This is a genomic window from Allobosea robiniae (assembly GCF_900102525.1).
Taxonomy (GTDB): domain Bacteria; phylum Pseudomonadota; class Alphaproteobacteria; order Rhizobiales; family Beijerinckiaceae; genus Allobosea; species Allobosea robiniae.
Genome location: NZ_FNBZ01000004.1, coordinates 546,997 through 568,074, shown reverse-complemented (window position 1 = coordinate 568,074; position 21,078 = coordinate 546,997). Strand labels below are relative to the sequence as shown.

General features: G+C 67.5%; 21 protein-coding genes. 19 read left to right on the top strand and 2 right to left on the bottom strand.

Translation table 11 applies throughout. The features are described 5' to 3' along the window. The coding region (locus BLQ70_RS14570; protein ID WP_139163548.1) for a methyl-accepting chemotaxis protein at positions 1 to 1,682 on the bottom strand (1,682 nt) is incomplete at its 3' end. Positions 1,683 to 1,854: 172 nt separating this feature from the next. Between BLQ70_RS14570 and hslV the strand changes: the two genes are divergently transcribed. The 18 genes from hslV to trmB all read left to right on the top strand — a co-directional run bounded on the left by hslV (position 1,855) and on the right by trmB (position 19,096). Further along, a complete protein-coding gene (gene hslV / locus BLQ70_RS14565; protein WP_274532901.1) occupies positions 1,855 to 2,424 on the top strand; it encodes an ATP-dependent protease subunit HslV in 570 nt (189 codons plus the stop codon). Then, the gene (locus BLQ70_RS14560; RefSeq protein WP_091857702.1) at positions 2,421 to 2,954 is read left to right on the top strand and encodes a GNAT family N-acetyltransferase; all 534 of its coding nucleotides are present in this window, start codon (positions 2,421 to 2,423) and stop codon (positions 2,952 to 2,954) included. Before hslV ends, BLQ70_RS14560 begins: the two co-directional genes overlap by 4 nt. Beyond that, positions 2,951 to 4,261, top strand: a complete 1,311-nt coding sequence (gene hslU / locus BLQ70_RS14555; protein WP_091857700.1) for an ATP-dependent protease ATPase subunit HslU — start codon at positions 2,951 to 2,953, stop codon at positions 4,259 to 4,261. Before BLQ70_RS14560 ends, hslU begins: the two co-directional genes overlap by 4 nt. Beyond that, positions 4,261 to 5,832, top strand: coding sequence for a murein biosynthesis integral membrane protein MurJ (gene murJ / locus BLQ70_RS14550; protein WP_091857699.1), 1,572 nt, complete (start codon positions 4,261 to 4,263; stop codon positions 5,830 to 5,832). The genes hslU and murJ overlap by 1 nt, the downstream gene beginning before the upstream one ends. Positions 5,833 to 5,878: 46 nt before the next feature. Continuing rightward, on the top strand, positions 5,879 to 6,928 hold the full coding sequence (gene trpS / locus BLQ70_RS14545; protein WP_061971137.1) for a tryptophan--tRNA ligase: 1,050 nt from the start codon (positions 5,879 to 5,881) through the stop codon (positions 6,926 to 6,928). 73 nt (positions 6,929 to 7,001) lie between these two features. After that, positions 7,002 to 7,496: a universal stress protein gene (locus BLQ70_RS14540; RefSeq protein WP_061971136.1), complete on the top strand. Its 495-nt coding sequence runs from the start codon at positions 7,002 to 7,004 to the stop codon at positions 7,494 to 7,496. A gap of 101 nt (positions 7,497 to 7,597) precedes the next feature. Beyond that, positions 7,598 to 8,158 carry a NifU family protein gene (locus BLQ70_RS14535; RefSeq protein WP_091857697.1) on the top strand — a complete coding sequence of 187 codons (561 nt, stop codon included), beginning with the start codon at positions 7,598 to 7,600 and terminating at the stop codon, positions 8,156 to 8,158. A gap of 55 nt (positions 8,159 to 8,213) precedes the next feature. Then, a complete protein-coding gene (gene tsaB, locus BLQ70_RS14530) occupies positions 8,214 to 8,900 on the top strand; it encodes a tRNA (adenosine(37)-N6)-threonylcarbamoyltransferase complex dimerization subunit type 1 TsaB (protein ID WP_091857695.1) in 687 nt (228 codons plus the stop codon). Between the two features lie 71 nt (positions 8,901 to 8,971). After that, a complete protein-coding gene (locus tag BLQ70_RS14525; protein WP_244492993.1) occupies positions 8,972 to 9,451 on the top strand; it encodes a GNAT family N-acetyltransferase in 480 nt (159 codons plus the stop codon). A gap of 84 nt (positions 9,452 to 9,535) precedes the next feature. Further along, positions 9,536 to 10,336, top strand: a complete 801-nt coding sequence (locus BLQ70_RS14520) for a lysophospholipid acyltransferase family protein (RefSeq protein WP_061971129.1) — start codon at positions 9,536 to 9,538, stop codon at positions 10,334 to 10,336. A 105-nt stretch (positions 10,337 to 10,441) separates the two neighbouring features. Beyond that, positions 10,442 to 11,812 carry a tRNA (N6-isopentenyl adenosine(37)-C2)-methylthiotransferase MiaB gene (gene miaB, locus BLQ70_RS14515; RefSeq protein ID WP_061971127.1) on the top strand — a complete coding sequence of 457 codons (1,371 nt, stop codon included), beginning with the start codon at positions 10,442 to 10,444 and terminating at the stop codon, positions 11,810 to 11,812. Positions 11,813 to 12,067: 255 nt separating this feature from the next. Next, positions 12,068 to 13,174, top strand: coding sequence for a PhoH family protein (locus BLQ70_RS14510; RefSeq protein ID WP_091857694.1), 1,107 nt, complete (start codon positions 12,068 to 12,070; stop codon positions 13,172 to 13,174). After that, positions 13,171 to 13,743 (top strand): rRNA maturation RNase YbeY, encoded by a 573-nt coding sequence (ybeY, locus tag BLQ70_RS14505; RefSeq protein WP_091857692.1) that lies wholly within the window; start codon positions 13,171 to 13,173, stop codon positions 13,741 to 13,743. Before BLQ70_RS14510 ends, ybeY begins: the two co-directional genes overlap by 4 nt. A gap of 11 nt (positions 13,744 to 13,754) precedes the next feature. After that, positions 13,755 to 14,744 carry a hemolysin family protein gene (locus BLQ70_RS14500; RefSeq protein ID WP_091857690.1) on the top strand — a complete coding sequence of 330 codons (990 nt, stop codon included), beginning with the start codon at positions 13,755 to 13,757 and terminating at the stop codon, positions 14,742 to 14,744. After that, positions 14,744 to 16,339 carry an apolipoprotein N-acyltransferase gene (gene lnt, locus BLQ70_RS14495; protein WP_091857658.1) on the top strand — a complete coding sequence of 532 codons (1,596 nt, stop codon included), beginning with the start codon at positions 14,744 to 14,746 and terminating at the stop codon, positions 16,337 to 16,339. Before BLQ70_RS14500 ends, lnt begins: the two co-directional genes overlap by 1 nt. Positions 16,340 to 16,464: 125 nt before the next feature. Then, positions 16,465 to 16,878 (top strand): helix-turn-helix domain-containing protein, encoded by a 414-nt coding sequence (locus BLQ70_RS14490; protein WP_061971122.1) that lies wholly within the window; start codon positions 16,465 to 16,467, stop codon positions 16,876 to 16,878. 128 nt (positions 16,879 to 17,006) lie between these two features. Further along, on the top strand, positions 17,007 to 18,239 hold the full coding sequence (gene metK, locus BLQ70_RS14485; protein WP_091857656.1) for a methionine adenosyltransferase: 1,233 nt from the start codon (positions 17,007 to 17,009) through the stop codon (positions 18,237 to 18,239). Positions 18,240 to 18,400: 161 nt separating this feature from the next. Then, positions 18,401 to 19,096, top strand: coding sequence for a tRNA (guanine(46)-N(7))-methyltransferase TrmB (trmB, locus tag BLQ70_RS14480; RefSeq protein WP_091857654.1), 696 nt, complete (start codon positions 18,401 to 18,403; stop codon positions 19,094 to 19,096). Here trmB and BLQ70_RS14475 read toward each other — a convergent pair. Further along, positions 19,071 to 20,159, bottom strand: coding sequence for a DUF2336 domain-containing protein (locus BLQ70_RS14475; protein ID WP_061971118.1), 1,089 nt, complete (start codon positions 20,157 to 20,159; stop codon positions 19,071 to 19,073). The two genes, trmB and BLQ70_RS14475, sit on opposite strands and share 26 nt — an antisense overlap. A 219-nt stretch (positions 20,160 to 20,378) precedes the next feature. Here BLQ70_RS14475 and rimP point away from each other — a divergent pair, with 219 nt between their 5' ends. Beyond that, complete coding sequence (rimP, locus tag BLQ70_RS14470) at positions 20,379 to 21,074, top strand: ribosome maturation factor RimP (protein WP_091857837.1); 696 nt, start codon at positions 20,379 to 20,381, stop codon at positions 21,072 to 21,074. The last annotated feature ends 4 nt before the right edge of the window (positions 21,075 to 21,078 follow it).

Here is a 21,078-nt window from a genome sequence, read left to right as displayed (position 1 = left end):
GCACGCGCCGCCTCGACCGCGGCGTTGAGCGCGAGCAAGTTGGTCTGGAAGGCGATGTCGTCGATCACCCGGATGATGTCGGAGATCTTCTGCGAAGCGCTCTCGATCCGGGCCATGGCATCGACCGCCTGGCCGGCAATAGTGCCACCGTTCTCGGCCGCCTGCATCGCCTCGTCGGCGATCCGGGCTGCATCTTTCGAGGCCTGGGCCGAGGCCTTGACCGAGGCCGCGAGCTCCTCTGTCGTGGCGGCGGTCTCTTCCAGCGATGAGGCCTGCTCCTCGGTGCGCTTCGACAGATCGTCGGCGCCCATGTTGATCTCGCGGGCGGCGAGACCCACGTCGGCCGAGGTCGTCTGGATCGTCGCCACTGTGTCCGAGAGGCGATCCACCGTCTCGTTGATCGCCCCCTTCAGGTCGGCGAAGCGGCCGCGATAGGCCGTCTCGACCCGGTTGGTCAGGTCCCCGCCCGCGATCGCCGACAGGGCCCCGGCGAACTCCGTCGTCGCCCCGTCGACCACCGCGTTGATCTCGTTGATGCCGGCCACCAGCCGCTGCATCTGCTCGTCGGCATCCTCGATCTGCAGGCGCGCCGAGAAATCGCCGGCCGCGGCCGCGGCGACGACCTCGCCGACATCCGAGACCACCGCTTCCATCGATTGCGCCCTGGCGAGGCGCGTGGCTGCCGCGGCCCGTTCCTGCTCCTGCAGCAGGGCGACCTGCTCGGTGCTCTGGCGGAGCACGGATACGGCGCGCGCCATCGTGCCGATCTCGTCCTCGCGCTGGGCATGAGGCACGTCGATGCGGGTATCGCCGGCGGTCAGCTTCTCCATGACCCGGCTGAGATCCAGGATTGGGCGGGTGATCGAGCGCTGGGCAAAAATGAGCGCGACACCGACCGAAACCAGCAGCGTCGTCAGCAGCACGATCGGCATCAGCCACTGGACCTGCCGGGTAAAGGCGGTCGCCTCGGCACTGACCGCGATGCTGGCCTTCTCGACGCGCTGGCTGAAATTGATCAACAGGTCGTTCAGGGCCTTGCGGTTGGAGCGGTTGGCTTCGTTGTTGCCCTGTTCATTGGCGGCTGCGGGTGAAACCTCGCGGCCGAGCCGGGCGGTCTCCGCCCGGAAGGTGATGAACTCTTCGACCGCCTTGGCAATCTGGTCGACGACAGCGCGTTCTTCTGCCGGCGCGACTTTCTGCAGATCGGCGGAGAACTTGCGCAGCGTCGGGAAGCGATCCTCGATGCCCTTGGCGAAAGGCTCGGCCTCCTTGCTCGTCTTCGACATGTAGACGCCGCGTGAATCCATCACCACGGCCGTGACCACGCCGTTGATGCGTTGGGTCAGCAAAGCGACATTGCCCTGGATTTCGGAGCGGGTGTTGAGGTCGTCGGCCTTGTACAGCCCGTACAGGCTGATGATCGCTGAGAGGATGGCCCCGCCGGCGACGATGGCCAGCATGGCAAGGATTTTCAGGCGGATAGATTTCATGAATGGCGCCCCGAGGCGGCTTCCCGACAATGGAAGCCGATCTAAACCCTGACCTTTGGGCGTTAATGATAAAAAACTGCTTAAAAGCTTAAGGGAGTGAAAATCCTCTGTTTTCCTGCCGGTGTTTAAACGCAGCGAAAGGACTCGCCCGCAGCAGGATCGAACTGATCCTTGACAGGGCTTTCCGGCCATATCGAAAGCTCTGGCTTGTCTTTGAGAGAGTATCTTGACTCAAGGGAAGGGTCTGCCTTCCGCCAAACGACCTATCGGGGTGGTCTAGCGGCCTGCCTCTTGATAGAGCCGCCCCGCCTGAACATGTTTGGCGTGACCCGCCGCCCCGTCTCGATCTCCGGTTAGCCATCTCATGTCCGAAAACAGCAATGTCCCCGTCATGCACGCCACCACCATCCTGATGGTGCGCAAGGGCGGGCGCGTCGTCATCGGCGGCGATGGCCAGGTCTCGCTCGGCCAGACCATCATGAAGGGCAATGCCCGCAAGGTCCGCCGCCTCGCCAAGGGCGAGGTGATCGCCGGCTTTGCCGGCGCCACCGCCGACGCCTTCACCCTGTTCGAGCGCCTGGAGAAGAAGCTCGAGCAATATCCCACCCAGTTGCTGCGCGCCTGCGTCGAACTCGCCAAGGACTGGCGCACCGATCGCTATCTGCGCCGGCTGGAGGCGATGCTGCTCGTCGCCGACAAGGAGGTGTCGCTGCTGATCTCGGGCACCGGCGACGTGCTCGAACCCGAGGCGAGCGAGCACGGCGCGGTGATGGCGATCGGTTCGGGCGGCAATTACGCCCTCTCGGCGGCCCGCGCCCTGATCGATGTCGAGCCCGATGCCGAGGCGATCGTGCGCAAGGCGATGAAGATCGCCGGCGACATCTGCGTCTACACCAACCATTCGCTCGTCATCGAGACGCTGGAGGCGGCGTGACGCAGGACGAGATCGGCTTCAGACCCGTCGAGCGGGACGATTATGCGTTGCTGGCCGATTGGCTGAGGCGCCCCCATTGGCAGGAATGGTGGGGCGAGCCGGAGACCGAACTCGGCTATATCCGCGACATGGTCGAAGGGCGCGACCTGACCTGCAGGCCGTTTCTGTTCGTCGTGGCGGGTCGCCCTGCAGGTTACATCCAGTTCTGGCACGTCGCGCCGCATCAGCGTCCCGAATGGGCGGACGACAATCCCTGGCTGATGCAGGTGCCGGCCACGGCGGTCGGCGTGGATTTGTCGTTGGCTGACGGCGACCGGCTTGGTCAGGGCATCGGCTCGGCCGTGCTGCGCCGCTTCTGCGAGCTTTTGTCCTCTCAGGGCTATCGTACCATCGTCATCGATCCCGATCCCGGCAACGGGCGCGCGGTCGCAGCCTACCGGAAGGCCGGCTTCCGGCCGATGCCGGAGGTCACTTGCAGCGCCGATACCACTCTCATCATGCAGTTTCATTCGGACAAGCCAGCATCATGACGTCATTTTCCCCTCGTGAGATCGTCTCGGAGCTCGACCGTTTCATCGTCGGCCAGAGGGACGCCAAGCGCGCCGTCGCCATCGCCCTGCGCAACCGCTGGCGCCGCCAGCAGCTCGAAGGGCCGCTGCGCGAGGAAGTCTCGCCGAAGAACATCCTGATGATCGGACCGACCGGCTGCGGCAAGACCGAGATCGCGCGGCGTCTGGCCAAGCTCGCCAATGCGCCCTTCCTCAAGGTCGAGGCGACCAAGTTCACCGAGGTCGGCTATGTCGGCCGCGACGTCGAATCGATCGTGCGCGACCTCGTGGAGGTCGCGATCGCGCTGGTGCGCGACAGCCGGCGCAAGGATGTCCAGGCCAAGGCCCATGTCGCGGCCGAGGAGCGCGTGCTCGATGCGCTGGTGGGCGCCAATGCCAGCCAGGCGACGCGCGATTCCTTCCGCCGCAAGCTGCGCGCCAACGAGCTCGACGACAAGGAGATCGAGGTCGAGGTCGCGGCCGGCGCCGGAGCCTCCGCACCGATGTTCGAGGTCCCCGGCATGCCTGGCGCCTCGATCGGCGCGATCAACCTCTCCGACATGCTTGGCAAGGCTTTTGGCCAGAAGGGCAAGCCCAAGCGCGTCCTGGTCAAGGACGCCTACCAGCCGCTGCTCGCCGAGGAGAGCGACAAGCTGATCGACCAGGATGCGATCATCCAGGCGGCGATCCGTGAGGTCGAGGAGAACGGCATTGTCTTCCTCGACGAGATCGACAAGATCTGCGCCCGCGAGGGCAAGGGCGGCGCCGACGTCTCCCGCGAGGGCGTGCAGCGCGACCTGCTGCCGCTGATCGAGGGCACCACCGTCGCGACCAAGCACGGTGCGGTGAAGAGCGACCACATCCTTTTCATCGCGTCCGGCGCCTTCCACGTCTCGCGCCCGTCCGACCTGCTGCCGGAACTGCAGGGGCGCCTGCCGATCCGCGTCGAGCTCAACCCGCTCGACATCGAGGATTTCAAGCGCATCCTGACCGACACGGAAGCAAGCCTGATCAAGCAATCCGTCGCGCTGATGGCGACCGAGGAGGTCTCCGTCACCTTCACGGCTGACGCGATTGACGCCATCGCCCGCATCGCCGTCGAGGTGAATTCCACGGTCGAGAACATTGGCGCCCGCCGGCTCCAGACCGTGATCGAGCGCATTCTGGACGAGATCTCGTTCACGGCGCCGGATCGTTCCGGCGAGGCGGTGACGATCGATGCGGCCTATGTCGAGGCGCGCATCGGCGACCTCGCCAAGAATGCCGACCTGAGCCGGTTCATTCTCTGATGGAGAAACCGGCGGCATCAGCGCCGGAATCCTCCCGTCTTGCGCGCGATTCTGCCGTCGTCGGCGCGGCCACGGTCGCATCGCGCCTGCTCGGCTTCGCGCGCGACGTGCTGATCGCCCGCCTGCTGGGCGGCGGGCCGGTCGCGGATGCTTTCCTCGCGGCTTTGCGCCTACCCAATCTCGTCCGGCGTGTGCTGGGCGAGGGCGGGCTCAATGCGCCCTTCGTGCCGCTCTACCTTGCGATCAAGGGCGAGCGCGGCGAGGCGGCGGCGCGCGACTTCGCCGGCGAGGCCGCTGCGCAGATCGGGTTCTTGTTGCTGGTGCTCGTCGGGTTGGGTGAGCTTTTCGCGCCCTGGCTCGTGCTGGGCCTGGCCGGCGGCTTCGCCGAGGCGCCCGAAACCCTGGCTCTGGCGGCGTCCTACACCCGGCTGATGCTGCCCTTCCTGTTCCTGACGACGCTGGCCGCCATGCTGGCAGCACTGCTCAATGCCGAGAAGCGCTTCACCGTCGCGGCCCTGGCGCCGGCGCTGATGAACGCGATCCTGCTCGTCGTCCTGTTGCTGCTGCACGCCAGCGAGACGCAGCCGGAAGCGGGGGCGCGATGGCTCGCGCTCTGCACCAGCCTGACCGGTCTCGCCCATCTCGTCATGATCCTCGTGGCGCTACGTGGCCCCGGCCTGCCGCGCCCGAGCCTGCGCTGGTCGCCGGACATGACGCGGCTCGTTCGCACCGGCGGCGCGACCTTGCTCGCGGCTTCCGCCGCCCAGCTTGTCCTGCTGGTCGCGACGCAGATCGCCTCGACCGGGCCGGGCGCCGTCGCCGCGCTCTACTATGCCGACCGCGTCTTCCAGCTGCCGCTCGGCTTCGTCGGGGTCGCGATGGGCACCGTCGTGCTCTCCGACATGGCGCTGGCAGCGAATCGCGAGGGTCCCGACGCCATGCTCGGGCAGGCTCTGGCGCTGGGCCTCGCGCTGGCCCTGCCCGCCGCGACGGCGCTCGTCGCCTTGGCCGAGCCGATCGTCTCGGCGCTGTTCGAGTATGGCCGCTTCGATGCCGGCGATCGCGCCCGGACGGCGGCGGCGCTGGCCATGTTCGGCTACGGCCTGCCCTTCGCCATCGCCGCCAAGGTCTTCGGCCAGGTCTATTTCGCGCGCCGGGCGCCGCGCCTGCCGCTGATCTCCGGCGGCGTCGCAGTGCTCGTCGCCGCCTTCGTCGGGTTCAGCCTGGCAGATCAGGGCAATGCGGCGGAAATGGCTGCGCTCGCGGCGACATGCGCCTTCGTGGCGCAGGCCTGCCTGCTCGGCGGAGCGTTGTTGCGGGACGGAATCTGGCGCCCGAGCATCGGCAGCTTGCGGCCGATCGCCGCCAGCCTCGGTGCCAGCGCTATCATGCTGGCCGTTCTGGAGCTGTTGCTCAGGCTGCTGGCGACGTTCCTGGCCTTCGATCAGCTGGCCCTGCAGCGGGTCGGGGGGCTTGGCCTGCTCTGCCTCGGGGGGGTGGCGTCCTATGGCGCGGCGGGCCTGATGCTCGGGGCTTTCGGTGCTCTCCCCTTGCGCAAGCGGCGGGGTTGAGCCAGAAGCGCCGCTTCCCTTCTCCATCGTGACGACGGAGTGCCCCATGTCGGGTTTTCATCAGCGCGTATTCTCAGGCATGCAGCCGACTTCGACGCTGCATCTCGGCAATTATCTGGGCGCGCTGACCAATTGGGTCGCGATGCAGAAGACGCATGATTGCGTGTTTTGCGTCGTCGACATGCATGCGATCACGATGTGGCAGGACCCGGCCGACCTGAAGCGCGCCATCCGCGAAGTCACGGCCGCCTATATCGCGGCCGGCATCGATCCCAAGCGCAGCATCATCTTCAACCAGAGCCAGGTGCCTGGCCATGCCGAGCTTGCCTGGATCTGTAATTGCATCGCCCGGCTCGGCTGGATGAACCGCATGACCCAGTTCAAGGAGAAGGCCGGCAAGGATCGCGAGAACGCTTCTCTCGGCCTCTACGCCTATCCGAGCCTGATGGCGGCTGACATCCTGCTCTACAAGGCGACGCATGTCCCGGTCGGTGAGGACCAGAAGCAGCATCTCGAGCTGACCCGCGACATCGCCCAGAAATTCAACAATGATTTCGGGCCGCAGATCGCGGAGCGTGGTCTTGGCACTGGCGAGCTCGGCTTTTTCCCGCTGCCCGAGCCGATGATCATGGGTCCCGCCCAGCGCGTCATGAGCCTGCGCGACGGCACCAAGAAGATGTCGAAATCGGACGCTTCGGATTATTCGCGCATCAACCTGACCGACGATGCCGAGGCGATCGCGCAGAAGATCCGCAAGGCCAAGACCGATCCCGAGGCGCTTCCCTCCGAGGAGAAGGGGATGGAAGGCCGGCCGGAGGCGGAAAACCTCGTCGGCATCTATGCCGGGCTCTCCGGCACGTCGAAGCAGGCGGTTCTCACGCAGTTCGGCGGCGGTCAGTTCTCCGGCTTCAAGGCGGCGCTGGTCGATCTCGCGGTCGAGAAGCTCGCGCCGATCGCCGGCGAGATGCGCCGCCTGCTGGCGGAGCCGAAGCATATCGACGATATCCTCGGCGCGGGCGCGGATCGGGCCGATGCGATCGCGGCGCCGATCATGCGCGAGGTCAAGGACATCGTCGGCTTCGTCCGGAGCCGGTGACGCTAGGTGGACTTGCGCCGGGGTGCCCGCGCAGGCCACCATGCCCGTCCCTGAAGCGGCGGCAGGACAGTTCATGGTCAAGAGACGGCGGTCCTACGAGACGGGCCATCGCCCGAAATTCCTCGCCGTGGTCGATGGCAGCGAGGAATGCGGCAAGGCGATTCGCTTCGCCGCGCGCCGCTGCGCCCGTGTCGGCGCGGCGATCGTCCTGCTCGGCGTCGCCACCCCGCCCGAGCACGAGACCTGGCTCGGCGTCGGTGAGGTCATGCAGGCCGAAGCCGAAGCCGAAGCCGAGAAGCGACTGGAGACGGCCGCCGCCGCCGTCCGGACCCTTGCGGGACTCGAACCCGAGAAGGTCGTGCGCATCGGCAACAAGGCCGACGAACTGGTCAAGCTGATCGAGGAGGACGAGGATATCTCGTTGCTCGTGCTCGCAGCCGGCACGAGCAGCAAGGGGCCGGGCCCGCTCGTCAGCGCGCTCGCCGGCAAATCCTCGGCGAGCTTCCCGATCCCCGTCGCCATCGTGCCGGGCCATCTCGAGGACGAGGAGATCGACGCCCTCGCCTGAAGGCGTGCGACTGTGATCCCATGCCGCTGGAATGATTCCAGCCGGCGGCCTATATCGGAGCCAGGAACGGCGACCTTGAATCGCCGGTACCGGAGGTATCCATGTTCATCCAGACTGAAGCCACGCCGAATCCGGCGACTCTGAAGTTTCTCCCCGGCCGCGCCGTCATGCCCGACGGCACGCTCGATCTGCGCGATCTCGCCGACGCCGAGCGTTCGCCGCTGGCGCAGCGCCTGTTTGGCGTCACCGGCGTTTCCGGCGTCTTCCTCGGCTCCGATTTCATCACCGTCACCAAGTCGGACGGCGAATGGCCGCATCTGAAGCCCGCGATCCTCGGCGCCATCATGGAGCATTTCATGTCGGGCGCCCCGGTCCTCGCAGCCGGCTCGGCAGCGGATGTGATCGAGGAGGGCGAGTTCTTCGACCCCGCGGATGCGCAGACCGTCGAGACGATCAAGGACCTGCTCGAAACCCGCATCCGCCCGGCGGTCGCCGGCGACGGCGGCGACATCACCTTCCGCGGCTATCGCGACGGCACGGTCTATCTCGCGATGAAGGGCTCCTGCTCGGGCTGCCCCTCTTCGACCGCGACGCTGAAGCACGGCATCCAGAACCTGCTGCGCCACTTCCTGCCGGATGTGCGCGAAGTCGAAGCCGTCTGAGCGGAACGGGATTGCTGGTGACGATGAGCGTGGCCTGTCGCGGAATGACATCCTGATGCGCATTCTCGCGATCGATACCGCGCTCGGCGCCTGCTCGGCCTGCGTGCTGGATACGGCCGACATGGTGAAGCCCCTGGCGATCGAGCAGATCGCGATGGAACGCGGCCATGCCGAAGCGCTGATGCCGCTGGTCGAGCGTGTCATGAAGGATGTCGAGGGCGGCTTCGGTTCGCTCTCGCGCGTCGCCGTGACCGTCGGTCCCGGCAGCTATACCGGCCTGCGCGTCGGTGTCAGCGCGGCGCGCGCCATCGCTTTTGCGGCCGGCATTCCCGCCGTCGGCGTCACCACCGTCGCGGCTTGCGCCGCGCCCCTGATCGGGCGCGAATCGGGCCGTGTCATTGCCGCCGCGCTCGATGCCAGGCACGGGCAGGTCTGGTTCCAGGCCTTGACGGCGGAGGGCAAGCCCCTGGTCTCGCTCCGGCAGGTCAGCTATCGCGACGCGGCCCGCGCCATCGGCGCCGGGCCGGTCAGCCTCGTCGGCTCCTCGGCGCTCGCCGTCGCCAACGAAGCCTGGGCGATCGGCCTCGATGCGCTGGTGATCGACGATGCCAGGGCGCCCGACATCGCCTGGGTCGCCCGGCTCGGCTTCATCGCCGATCCCGACAGCGCGCCGCCGCGGCCCCTCTACCTGAAGGCGCCGGAGACGACGCCGCAGGACAAAGCCCGCCTGCCGCGCCGGTGAGCGCATCCCCCAAATGGTGGTTGCCGCGGCGTCAGTCTGTGCGAACAGGCGGCATGGATTGGCTACGCAGATTGCTTCACCCTGATTCGGCTCCGCTGCGCACGATGCGGCTCGATGCCGGCCGCGCCCGTGATGTCGCGACCTTGCACCATCAGGGCGGTTTCGCCCGTGGCTGGGAGCCGGCCGAATGTGCGGCGCTGATTGCCGATTCGGCGGTGTCGACTGACGGCGTCTTCAGCGGCGGCAGCAGCCATCCCGAGGGTTTCGTCATCTCGCGCAAGGCCGCCGACGAGGCGGAGATTCTCAGCATCGTGGTTGCTCCTGCACGCCGCCGCGACGGTTTCGGCCGCGCGCTCCTGGCGTCGCATCTCGCCCGGCTGGCCGAAGAGGGCGTGGCCCATGTCTTCCTCGAGGTCGAGGATGGCAATCTTCCGGCCGAACGGCTCTATCGCCATTTCGGCTTTCGCGAGGTCGGGCGGCGCAAGGGCTACTACCCCAAGCCGGACGGCTCCCGCGCCACCGCGATCGCGATGCGGCTCGATCTTGCGTGACAAGCCGGCGCAATCGCGCCATTGACGGCATCTCGACCTCCCGATGGGATTGCCCGTTCCGCCGATGACCGGACCCGCCTGCGCATGAACGGCCTCCGCATCGGTGCGCTCGCCCGATTGGCGATGCTGTGTACCGGCACGCTCGGGCTCGTCCTCGCCCAGCTCGTCGTCATGCGTGTTGCGCCGTCGCGGCGAGGCGCTTTGCCGCTGCGCTTCCATCGCCTGACCTGCTGGTGCCTTGGCGTGCGGCGGCAGGTACGCGGTGCGCCGCCGCCGGCCGGAACCGGGGCGCTGATCGTGTCCAACCACGTCTCCTGGCTCGATATCGGCGTGATCGGTGCCGAACGGGAACTCGCCTTCGTCGCCAAGAGCGAGGTCGGCGAATGGCCGGTGGTCGGCTTCCTCGCCAATCTCCAGCGCACCCTCTACATCGACCGGCAGCGCCGTAGCGCGACCGCCGGCATGGCCGCCACGATGGGCGCACGCATCGCCGGCGGCGAGGAGGTCGTGCTCTTTGCCGAGGGTACGACCGGCGACGGCACGCGCATCCTGCCCTTCCGCTCCTCCCTGCTCGGCGCCGCGCATCAGGCGATGGGTGACGCCACGGCGGATGTGACGGTCTATCCGCTGACCCTCACCTATACCGGCTGGCAGAACCTGCCGGGCGGCCGCGTCGGCCGCGCCGCGCTCGCCTGGTACGGCGATACTGAGCTCTGGCCGCATCTGAAGCATGTGCTGGAATGCGGCGCGATCGATGTCGAACTGGTCTGGGGCGAGCCGATCGTGATGGGCCGTGCGACCTCCCGCAAGGAGGCGACGCGACTGGCCGAAGCCTCGGTCCGCAAGGCCCGTCGCCGGGCCGTCACCGGCCGCCCGGAAGCCTGAAGCTGCTGGTCCGCTGCTTGCTTCCCATCCGTTTGCATCCTGCGGCCGTTCCCAAGGCGCCCGATCCGCAGTAAAGGATGCGCTTTGGAGACCCGATCCGCGGCGATGAAGAAAGTCCATATCAAGTCCTTCGGCTGCCAGATGAACGTCTATGACGGGCAGCGCATGGCCGATATCCTGAGCCATCAGGGCTATGAGGAGACGGCGACGCCGGAGGGCGCGGACCTGATCCTGCTCAACACCTGCCATATCCGCGACCGGGCGGTGCAGAAGGTCTATACCGAGCTCGGCAAGCTGCGCGACATCAAGAAGGCACAAGGCGCCGAGGGCCAGGAGACGAAGATCGTCGTCGCCGGCTGCGTCGCCCAGGCCGAGGGCGGCGAGATCCAGCGCCGCCAGCCCGCCGTCGATCTCGTGGTCGGGCCGCAGGCCTATCACCGCCTGCCGGAGCTTCTGGCCGAGGCCGGTAAGCGCCGCGTCGTCGACACTGATCTGCCGATCGAGGACAAGTTCGGCTTCCTCCCGGCACCGAAGCGGCAGGCGATTCTGGCGCGCGGCGTCTCGGCCTTCGTCACCGTTCAGGAAGGCTGCGACAAGTTCTGCGCCTTCTGCGTCGTGCCCTATACGCGCGGCGCCGAGTTCTCGCGTCCCGTCGCGCAGATCATGGCCGAGGTCGAGCGCCTCGCCGAGGCCGGCGTGCGCGACGTCACCTTGATCGGCCAGAACGTCAACGCCTATCACGGCGAGGGGCCGGACGGCGCCGTCTGGAGCCTGGCGCGACTGATGCATCGCGTCGCCGCGGTGCCGGGCATCGCCCGCATCCGTTATACAACCAGCCACCCCAGAGATATGGACAGCGATCTCATCGCCGCGCATCGCGATCTGCCGCAGGTGATGCCCTTCCTGCATCTGCCGGTGCAGGCGGGCTCGGACCGCATCCTCGCCGCGATGAACCGCAAGCATACCGGCGACGAGTATCGCCGCCTGATCGAGCGCATCCGCGAGGCCCGGCCCGACATCGCCCTGTCCTCGGATTTCATCGTCGGCTTCCCCGGCGAGACCGATGCCGATTTCGAGGAGACGATCCGCCTCGTCGACGAGATCGGCTTCGCGTCGAGCTATTCCTTCAACTATTCGCCGCGCCCCGGCACGCCGGCGGCCGAGCTCACGGCGCAGGTTCCGCGCGAACTGATGAACGAGCGGCTCTACCGCCTGCAGGCGCGCATCGAGCATCACCGGCAGGCCTTCAACGCCGCCATGGTCGGACGGACTGTGGATGTGCTCCTGGAAAGAGCGGGGCGGTATCCCGGACAGCTTGCCGGCAAGTCGCCCTATCTGCAGGCTGTGCAGATCGAGAGCGAAACGAATCAGATCGGCGATATCGTGCGCGTGATGATCGAGAGGACGAGCACCAATTCCCTGTTCGGCCGGCTGGTGGAGCCTGGCGACGCCAGTGGGAAGGGTCTGGCCGCTTGAGCGCGCCCCGCCTCGTCACCATTTGCCAGGGATGGGCGGTGGCCTGTCATCAGGCTGAAATTGTTGCGTCCGGTTATGCTGCGAGACGACCCGGCCGGGCGCTCCTGCCCGTCTGGAATAGGTACCGGGGCCGGACCATCCTCCGCTACCCCGGCCTGAAGCGAGGCGACGCATTTGGCACAGGCTGATTCGACGACGCAAAGACCCGACCGGAACCCGCGGCGCGATCTCGCGCCAGCCCGCCCCGAGGGCGGTGTGCGCGAAAGCGCGGGCCGTGATGGGCTGGCGGCGACGGAGGTCGTGCTCTCCTTCGACGACAACGGCCTGGCCAGCCTGGTCTTCGGTCAATACGACCAGAACCTCGCCCATCTCGAGCGCCGCCTCGGTGTCGTGGTCAGTCCGAACGGCAACCACGTCACCGTCAAGGGCCCCCGCGAGACGGCCGAGCAGGCCGGGCGCGTGCTGAAGACGCTCTATGCCCGCGCCAAGGCCGGCGCGCCCGTCACCCTCGGCGAGGTCGACGGCGCGATCGAGGAAAGCAACGTCCAGCGCTCGCTCTTCCCGACGGCCGATGCCGGCAAGACCTCCTTCGACGCGGTCGTGACGCGCAAGCGCGGACCTGTCAGGGCGCGCAATGCCGCGCAGGACGCCTATCTGCGCCAGCTCAAGCGCCATGAGCTCGTCCTCGCCGAAGGCCCGGCCGGCACCGGCAAGACCTGGCTCGCCGTTGGCCATGCCGTCTCTCTGATCGAGCAGGGCGTGGTCGAGCGCATGATCCTGTCGCGCCCGGCGGTGGAGGCCGGCGAGCGGCTCGGCTTCCTGCCCGGCGACATGCGCGAGAAGGTCGATCCCTATCTGCGCCCGATCTACGACGCCCTCAACGACTTCATGGAGGCGCGCCATGTCGAGCGCGGCCTGCAGACCGGCATGATCGAGATCGCGCCGCTGGCCTTCATGCGCGGCCGCACCCTGACCAATGCGGTCGTGCTGCTCGACGAGGCGCAGAACACCACCTCGATGCAGATGAAGATGTTCCTCACCCGCCTGGGCGAGGGCTCGCGCATGATCATCACCGGCGATCCCTCGCAGATCGACCTGCCGCCGGGCCAGCGTTCCGGCCTGAACGAAGCGGTGAAGCTGCTCAAGGATGTCGAGGGCGTCGGCTATGCCCGCTTCGAGGAAGGCGATGTCGTCCGGCATGATCTGGTGCGACGCATCGTCATGGCCTATGAGAGCGCAGCGCGCCATGAGCGCGAGGAACGGGAGGAGCGCTTGCGCAATCCCGATGTGCCCCCGGATCTCAATCGGGAAGGCGACAGCGAAGGGCTGAAGCGGATGTTGGCGCGGGAGCGGCCGCGATGAACGATCGACCTCGCGGGCGGCGCCTGGCGCCGCCACCCGAGAAGACGTCTCCGGAAATCCATCTCGACCTCAGGGCGCAGTCGCGCCGCTGGCATGAGCTGGGCAAGCTGGCGAGCCTGCGCGCGCTGCTGAATGAGGCGCTGGAAGCCGGGATCGCGGTCGCGCCGCGCAAGCCCATGCCCGGCGCCGAACTCAGCCTGCTGCTCACCGACGACAGGCGCATTCGCACCGTCAACCGCGACTGGCGCGGCTTCGACAAGGCGACGAACGTGCTCTCCTTCCCGGCCGCCCCGCCGGAGCGCATCGCGCAGAGCCCGCTGCTCGGCGACATCGTCATCGCCTATGAGACCGTGCTGCGCGAGGCCGAGGCCGAATCCAAGAGCGTGAGCGACCATCTGCGCCACCTAGCCATCCACGGCCTGCTCCATCTCCTCGGCGAGGATCATGAGACCGAGGCCGAGGCGCGCCGCATGGAAGCGCTCGAAATCGCGGCGCTTGCCCGTCTCGGCGTGTCCGATCCCTATGCCGGTGCCGAACTCGTCACGGCGCTTAGCCCTTCTTCCCCGTAAGCCCCACGATCATGAGCGACGACAGTCGACAATCCCAGAACGAAACCACCGGCCGTGGCCTCGGCCACTGGCTCGGACAATTCCTCGACCGGCTCGGCCTGCGCGGCGGCGGCACCGCCCGCGAGGAAATCGTCGAGGCCCTGGCCGAGGAGAATGGCGAGCTCGCCGATCTCTCCGCCCAGGAACGCGCGATGCTCACCAATGTGCTGAGCCTGCGCGAGCGCCGCGTCGACGACGTGATGATCCCGCGCGCCGATATCGTCGCCGTCCCGGCGGATGCGACGCTGGACGAGCTGCTCGCGCATTTCCGCACCGCCGGCCATTCGCGCCTGCCGGTCTTCGACGACACGCTCGATGATCCCCGCGGCATGGTCCATATCCGCGACTTCCTCGAATACATCGCCGAGAAGGCACGGCCCGGGGAGAACCGGCCGCCGGAAGAGAACGGCAAGCTCGCCATTCCCCATACGCTCTCGGCTGTCGACCTCTCGACGCGCCTGTCCGAGACGAAGCTGCTGCGCCCCGTCCTCTATGTTCCGCCCTCGATGCCGGCTGTCGACCTTCTCGTCCGCATGCAGTCGACCCGCACCCATATCGCGCTGGTCATCGACGAGTATGGTGGCACCGACGGCCTCGTCTCGATCGAGGACCTGATCGAGATCGTCGTCGGCGATATCGAGGACGAGCATGATCTCGAGGAGACCCCGATCGTGCCCGCCGGCGAGAACCGCTTCACGGCGGATGCGCGCGCGACCCTCGCCGAGCTCAAGGAGGCGACCGGCGTGGACCTCTCCGGCAACGAAGTGGCGGATGACATCGATACGCTCGGCGGGTTGATCGTCACGCTGGCAGGCCGCGTGCCGACCCTTGGAGAGATGGTGAAGGGGCCGGATGGCCTCAGCTTCGAGATCCTCGATTCGGACCAGCGCCGCGTGAAGCGCCTGACCATCCACTGTCACGGCGAGCCCGCCACGGAGGAACCGGCGATGGAGCCGGGCTGATGGGGCTGTCGGGGGCAGCGGAGGCCGTCATCCTGGGCTGGGGCTGGCGGAAGCGCCTGGTCGCGCTCATCGCCGGGGCGAGCGGCGCGCTTGCCTTGCCGCCGCTCGACCTCTGGCCACTCGTCGTCGTGCCGATGACCATCGCGGTCTGGCTGATCGACGGCGCAGTGGGCACCAGCGCCTGGCGCCGCTTCCGGGCCGCCTTCGCGGTCGGCTGGTGGTGGGGCTTCGGCTTCTTTCTCGCCGGCCTGTGGTGGCTCGGCGCCGCCTTTCTCGTCGAGGCCGACAAGTTTGCCTGGGCGATGCCGCTCGGCGTCGTTGCCCTGCCCGCTTTCCTCGCGCTCTTCCCGGCCTGCGCCTTCGGCCTGGCGCGGCTGGCCTGGCCCAGGGGCGCCGGGCGCATCCTTGTGCTCGCGGCCATGCTCGGCATCAGCGAATGGCTGCGCGGCCATGTCCTGACCGGCTTTCCCTGGAACCTCTACGGCATGATGCTGGCAGGCGAGATCCATCTCGCGCAGGCCGCCTCGCTGGTGGGGCTCTACGGCCTGACCCTGTTCGCGGTGGCGATCGGCGCGGCCCCGGCCGTGCTCGGAACGGCCCGGACGCCGGCGGGGCGCAACCTGCCTCTGCTGCTGGCGGCGGTGGCCTTGGCCGGCCTCTTCGCCTTCGGATACTGGCGCCTGCCGTCCGCTCCTTCGCCGCTCGTCGCCGGCGTGAAGCTCCGGCTGATGCAGCCCAACCTGCCGCAGGATGCCAAGTTCAACGGCAATAACGGCGCGGCGATTCTCGAACGCTATCTGGAGCTGAGCGATCGGGCGACCAGCCCGACCACGTCGGGCCTCCAGAGCGTCACGCACCTGATCTGGCCGGAATCGGCCTTTCCCTTCCTGCTCGGCCGCACGCCCGGCGCCCTGTCGCGCATCGGCGCAGTCCTGCCGCCGGACGTGACGCTGATCACCGGCGCGGCGCGCGCCGGCGAGACGCTGCCCGGCGAAAGCCGGCCGCCGATCTACAACGCGATCCAGGTGGTCAATGACGAGGGCGTCATCGTCGCCAGCTACGACAAGGTCCATCTCGTCCCCTTCGGCGAATACCTGCCGCCGTTCCTGGAGACGCTGATCCGCCGGGTCGGTCTCTCCGAGTTCGTCTCGATTCCCGGCGGCTTCGCTTCGGGCAGCGCGCGGATGCCGCTCGCGATCAAGGGGTTGCCGACGGCGGCGCCGCTGATCTGCTACGAGGCGGTGTTTCCGGGCGACGTCGCCGCGCGCGGTCCGCGCGCCGGCTTTTTCCTGAACCTGACCAATGACGGCTGGTTCGGCCAGACCAGCGGCCCTTACCAGCATTTCGCGCAGGCGCGTCTGCGCAGCATCGAGGAAGGCCTGCCGCTGGTGCGCGTCGCCAATACCGGGATTTCCGCGGTGGTCGATCCCTACGGCCGCACCGTGGCGAGCCTGCCGCTGGGCGTCGAGGGCATGTTGGACTCGAGCCTGCCGCGCAGCGGCCCCGTCACGCTTTACGCCAGGGCGGGGGATATCGCCTTCGCGGGATTGCTGCTGCTTTTTCTCGCTTTTTCCCGGTTTCGGGCCCGGAATTAATCCCGATTGGAACTTTTTCGCGGCAAAGGGTGGATTAGCTGCGGCGCCTATAATAAAGGACGGCTACCGCGCCGACCAGGATGGCGGCTCCTGGTCATGACACTGATGCCTAAGCAGGGTGAATCATGATCAAGAAGGTCCCCAATCCGATCGACAAGCATGTCGGCAGCCGCGTCCGCATGCGTCGGATGCTCGCCGGCGTCAGCCAGGAGAAGCTGGGCGATGCACTCGGGCTGACCTTCCAGCAGGTGCAGAAATACGAGAAAGGCTCCAACCGCATCAGCGCGAGCCGCCTGCAGCAGATCGCCAAGATGCTGGATGTGCCGGTGGCCTTCTTCTTCGATGGCGCTCCGACCGGCGACCTGCCGGAGCCCGGCTTCGCCGATTCCGCCGCGACGACCTATATTTCCGAGTTTCTGGCGACCAGCGAGGGCGTGCAGCTCACCAAGGCCTTCACGCAGATCAAGAGCGGCCGGGTTCGCCGGCGCATCATCGATCTCGTCGAGGCGCTCGCGGAGGAAGACGCCGGAAAGGCGTGATATCGTCCTCGTTTCGTTCGATGTGACGAACGATCCTCCCGATAAGCGGACTTTTCCGCTTGACGACGAACGCGTCCGCTGCAATGACGGGTCCTCGTCGGGCTGGCGCCGCTGCGCCGGCCTTTTCCATGTGCCGATTCAGGGAAGCGCCGACCGTGTCACGCCAGAATTACCTGTTCACCAGCGAGTCCGTCTCGGAGGGGCATCCCGACAAGGTCTGCGACCGCATCTCCGATGAGATCGTCGATCTGTTCTTCAAGGAAGCGGCCAAGGCCGGCATGGATGCGAGCAAGGTCCGCGTCGCCTGCGAGACGCTGGCGACCACCAACCGCGTCGTCATCGCCGGCGAGGTCCGTACCTCGCTCGACGAGAAGGCGATGAAGAGCAAGGTCAAGTCGGCCGCGCGCAAGGCGATCAAGGCGATCGGCTACGAGCAGGACGGCTTCCACTGGAAGAAGTGCAAGATCGACGTGCTGCTGCATCCGCAATCCGCGGATATTGCCGTGGGCGTCGATGAGGCCGGCAACAAGGATGTCGGCGCCGGCGACCAGGGCATCATGTTCGGCTATGCCAGCCGCGAGACGCCCGAGCTGCTGCCCGCCCCGATCTATTACGCCCACAAGATCCTCGAGACGCTGACGCTCGCCCGCAAGAAGGGCGAGGGCGCGGCCGCCAAGCTCGGCCCCGACGCCAAGAGCCAGGTCACGGTCAAGTACGAGAACGGCAAGCCGGTCGGCGTCACCCAGATCGTGCTCTCGACCCAGCATCTCGACGAGTCGCTGACCTCCGCCGACGTCCGCAAGATCGTCGAGCCCTATATCCGCCAGGCGCTGCCGGATGGCTGGATCTCCAAGGACACGGTCTGGCACATCAATCCGACCGGGAAGTTCGTGATCGGCGGCCCTGACGGCGACGCCGGCCTGACCGGCCGCAAGATCATCGTCGACACCTATGGTGGTGCTGCTCCCCATGGCGGCGGCGCCTTCTCGGGCAAGGACCCGACCAAGGTCGATCGCTCGGCGGCCTATGCGGCGCGCTATCTCGCCAAGAACGTCGTCGCGGCCAAGCTCGCCGATCGCGCCACGATCCAGCTCTCCTACGCCATCGGCGTCGCCAAGCCGCTGTCGATCTATGTCGACCTGCACGGCACCGGCAAGGTCGACGAGGCCAAGCTCGAGGAGGTCCTCGGCAAGCTGGTCGATCTCTCGCCGAACGGCATCCGCAACCATCTCGGCCTCAACAAGCCGATCTATGCCAAGACCTCGGCCTATGGTCATTTCGGCCGCAAGGCCGGCCGCGACGGCTCCTTCTCCTGGGAGAAGACCGATCTCGTCGACGCGCTGAAGAAGGCCGTCGCCTGAGACTGACCGTCGGGTCATGAATGGAAAGGCCGGGGTTCACCCGGCCTTTTTTCTTTGACTTGATGGATCAGGTCGCTGAAACACCGCCGTCGCTCCGGATCTCCACTGCGCTGCGCCCGGAATGACGACGCTCTATCGGACAAAGCGATACGAAGACGATCATGACCCACGACCCCGATCATGACGACCGCGCCTTCTATGGCCGCCGCAAGGGCAAGGCCCTGCGCGACGGCCAGAGCCATCTGATCGAGCACACGCTGCCGCGCCTACGCCTGCCCGAAGGCGGGATCGCCGACCTCAAGGCGCTGTTCCCGCAAGCTGTCGAGGCGGTCCGGCTGGAGATCGGCTTCGGTGGCGGTGAGCATCTGCTGATGCGGATGCGCGAGAGCCCGCAGATCGGCTTCATCGGCGTCGAGCCCTTCATCAACGGCATGGCCAAGTTCCTGGCCGTCGCCGAGCGCGAGGGGCTGACCAATATCCGCGTCTGGGACGACGATGCCGCCCTTCTGCTGCCGCGCTTCCCGGCCGGCAGCCTCGATGCGATCGACCTGCTCTATCCCGATCCCTGGCCGAAGCGCCGCCAGCGCAAGCGCCGTTTCGTCTCGGAGCATACGCTCGGCCTGTTCGCCCGTGCGCTTCGCCCCGGCGGGCGCTTCCGCTTCGCCAGTGATATCGATGACTATATCGGCTGGACGCTGTCGCGCCTGATGGCCTCGCCCGATTTCGACTGGACCGACGAGCGGCCGGGCGACTGGCGCACGCCCTATCCCGGCTGGATTCGCACCCGCTACGAGGCGAAGGCGGTCCGCGAGGGGCGCATCTCCAGCTATCTCACGGCTTTGCGTCGCGCATCCTGAGGAAGCCGAGCACGCGCTGGGCGGTCCCCTGGGCGAGGTTGCGGAAGCTTTCGCGGGCGCGGTCGACGGAGGCCTGCGACTTGCCGAAATCCTTGCGCAGCGAGATCAGCGCCGCTGTCGTCTCCCACGACCAGCCGAGCGCGCGCGCCACCAGCAGCACCGCCTCGCGGTCGCTGCCGAGAATGATCTGCTCGCTCGCCGGCAGGCCGAGCTGCGCCAGCACGGCGACGCCGCAGATCGCATGTTCGGCCGCGCCGTCGCGGGCGTAGTCACGGACCTTGGCCTCGTCGAGCAGGCCGGCTTCGTTCAGTTCGCGGATTTCGACGAGGGCGGCGCTGATGGCACCGAGCTCGCCGGGCATCTGGCCTCCGGCGGCGATCGCGTCCGCTCCGCGTTCGACCGCGCCGTCGACCTCGCCCGCCAGGACGGGTTCGAGGCTCTCGCTGAGCCGACGCCGGGCGGAGTTCTTGGCGGCAGTCATGAGCTGGTCGACGAGTTCCGCCGGAATGTCGCGCCTCAAGCCCAGCGTGTGCTGGAGCGCATCGTCCTGCGCCGCCCGCATCACCAGCACGCCCATGCCGTGGCGGGAGAAGCGTGCGGTCTGGTTGGCCGCGACCGCATGGGTGACGACGCGCCCGCCGCGCAGGATCAGGAAATCGGTGACGGGCTCGCCGAGTTCGGGCCGTTCGGTGATCGCGAGCATATGGTCGCGCCCCTTGGCGGCGGAGATCGCCACGAGATCCTGGTCGTTCAGGCGCGGCGACTGCACCAGCACGGCCCGCGCCACGGCGATCTCGTCGAGGGCGAGCTGGCGCACGATGCCGCTCGGTGCATTCGGCACCGGCGCGAGCCGTTCCGACAGTTCAACGCGGGCGCGCAGTTCGATGGCGCGCGACAGCCGCCCGATCACGACGTCGAAGACGCCGACCTGCTCCTCGTCCATATGGACGGCCGTGGCCAGGAACAGATCCGTCAGCCGTGACAGGATGTCGGCGCGCTCTTCGTTCGAGCCGCGCAGCATCGTGGATTCGAGATCTCGCAGCAGCGAGCCGACCGCACTCATACCTGATCCTCAACCGCTATCCCGTCATGCACTCTGGCATGCGAAGGATGACCATCGGGTTAGCGCCGCCGTAACCGAGCTTGCATATCGGGGCGATGCGGACTAAATAGCGGGCAACAGCTCTGGTATCGGTTAACGCCGATGATCAAGAGCGGGCCCACCGGCCCGCTCTTTTTTATTGGCCGCGACCCGCCGGAGGCAGACGGAACGGTCCGGGCCATGAGTGAACCCACCCACGAGCCGACAACGGCACCCGATCAGGAACCCCGCCTCGTCGTCGAGGGTGGCGTCGCGGCGCGTGTCGCCGTGATCATCGAACCGGCGATCGTCGATCTCGGCTACCGGCTGGTGCGTGTGCGCGTCAGCGCCCAGAATGGCTGCACCGTGCAGATCATGGCCGAACGGCCGGACGGCACGATGAATGTCGAGGGCTGCGAGGCGATCAGCCAGGCGGTGTCGCCGGCGCTCGATGTCGACGACCCCATTCAGGCGGCCTATCATCTCGAGGTCTCGTCGCCGGGCATCGACCGGCCGCTGGTGCGCGCCAGCGATTTCGAGCGCTGGGCCGGCCATCTCGCCAAGATCGATACGAGCGAGCTGGTTGCCGGGCGCAAGCGCTTCCGTGGTATCCTGCGCGGTGTCGCGGGCCAGGACGCGCTGCTGACGCGCGACGACGCCAGGAGCGAGGAAGAGCGTGACGTCGCGATTCCGATGCGGGCGATCGCCGAGGCCCGCCTCGTCCTGACCGACGCGCTCGTCACCGAATCGCTGCGCCGCGGCAAGTCCGGTCTGCCGCCGGAGATGCCGGCCGCCGAAGAGATCGCCAGCCCGAAGAAGGGCCGAGGGAAATCGCTGGGACCGCGGCCGACGAAGGCCGGCGAGACGGTCCCTCAAGACAATAACGAAGAGGAGTGAGCGT

What these genes read in the sequence shown, in the direction of transcription:
- rimP (WP_091857837.1), top strand. Translation starts at nt 20,379, where the DNA reads ATGAGTGAACCCACCCACGAGCCGACAACGGCACCCGATCAGGAACCC.
- hslV (WP_274532901.1), top strand. Translation starts at nt 1,855, where the DNA reads ATGTCCGAAAACAGCAATGTCCCCGTCATGCACGCCACCACCATCCTG.
- tsaB (WP_091857695.1), top strand. Translation starts at nt 8,214, where the DNA reads ATGCGCATTCTCGCGATCGATACCGCGCTCGGCGCCTGCTCGGCCTGC.
- metK (WP_091857656.1), top strand. Translation starts at nt 17,007, where the DNA reads ATGTGCCGATTCAGGGAAGCGCCGACCGTGTCACGCCAGAATTACCTG.
- lnt (WP_091857658.1), top strand. Translation starts at nt 14,744, where the DNA reads ATGGGGCTGTCGGGGGCAGCGGAGGCCGTCATCCTGGGCTGGGGCTGG.
- BLQ70_RS14540 (WP_061971136.1), top strand. Translation starts at nt 7,002, where the DNA reads ATGGTCAAGAGACGGCGGTCCTACGAGACGGGCCATCGCCCGAAATTC.
- miaB (WP_061971127.1), top strand. Translation starts at nt 10,442, where the DNA reads ATGAAGAAAGTCCATATCAAGTCCTTCGGCTGCCAGATGAACGTCTAT.
- BLQ70_RS14535 (WP_091857697.1), top strand. Translation starts at nt 7,598, where the DNA reads ATGTTCATCCAGACTGAAGCCACGCCGAATCCGGCGACTCTGAAGTTT.
- trpS (WP_061971137.1), top strand. Translation starts at nt 5,879, where the DNA reads ATGTCGGGTTTTCATCAGCGCGTATTCTCAGGCATGCAGCCGACTTCG.
- murJ (WP_091857699.1), top strand. Translation starts at nt 4,261, where the DNA reads ATGGAGAAACCGGCGGCATCAGCGCCGGAATCCTCCCGTCTTGCGCGC.
- BLQ70_RS14500 (WP_091857690.1), top strand. Translation starts at nt 13,755, where the DNA reads ATGAGCGACGACAGTCGACAATCCCAGAACGAAACCACCGGCCGTGGC.
- hslU (WP_091857700.1), top strand. Translation starts at nt 2,951, where the DNA reads ATGACGTCATTTTCCCCTCGTGAGATCGTCTCGGAGCTCGACCGTTTC.
- BLQ70_RS14490 (WP_061971122.1), top strand. Translation starts at nt 16,465, where the DNA reads ATGATCAAGAAGGTCCCCAATCCGATCGACAAGCATGTCGGCAGCCGC.
- BLQ70_RS14475 (WP_061971118.1), bottom strand. Translation starts at nt 20,159, where the DNA reads ATGAGTGCGGTCGGCTCGCTGCTGCGAGATCTCGAATCCACGATGCTG.
- BLQ70_RS14520 (WP_061971129.1), top strand. Translation starts at nt 9,536, where the DNA reads ATGAACGGCCTCCGCATCGGTGCGCTCGCCCGATTGGCGATGCTGTGT.
- trmB (WP_091857654.1), top strand. Translation starts at nt 18,401, where the DNA reads ATGACCCACGACCCCGATCATGACGACCGCGCCTTCTATGGCCGCCGC.
- ybeY (WP_091857692.1), top strand. Translation starts at nt 13,171, where the DNA reads ATGAACGATCGACCTCGCGGGCGGCGCCTGGCGCCGCCACCCGAGAAG.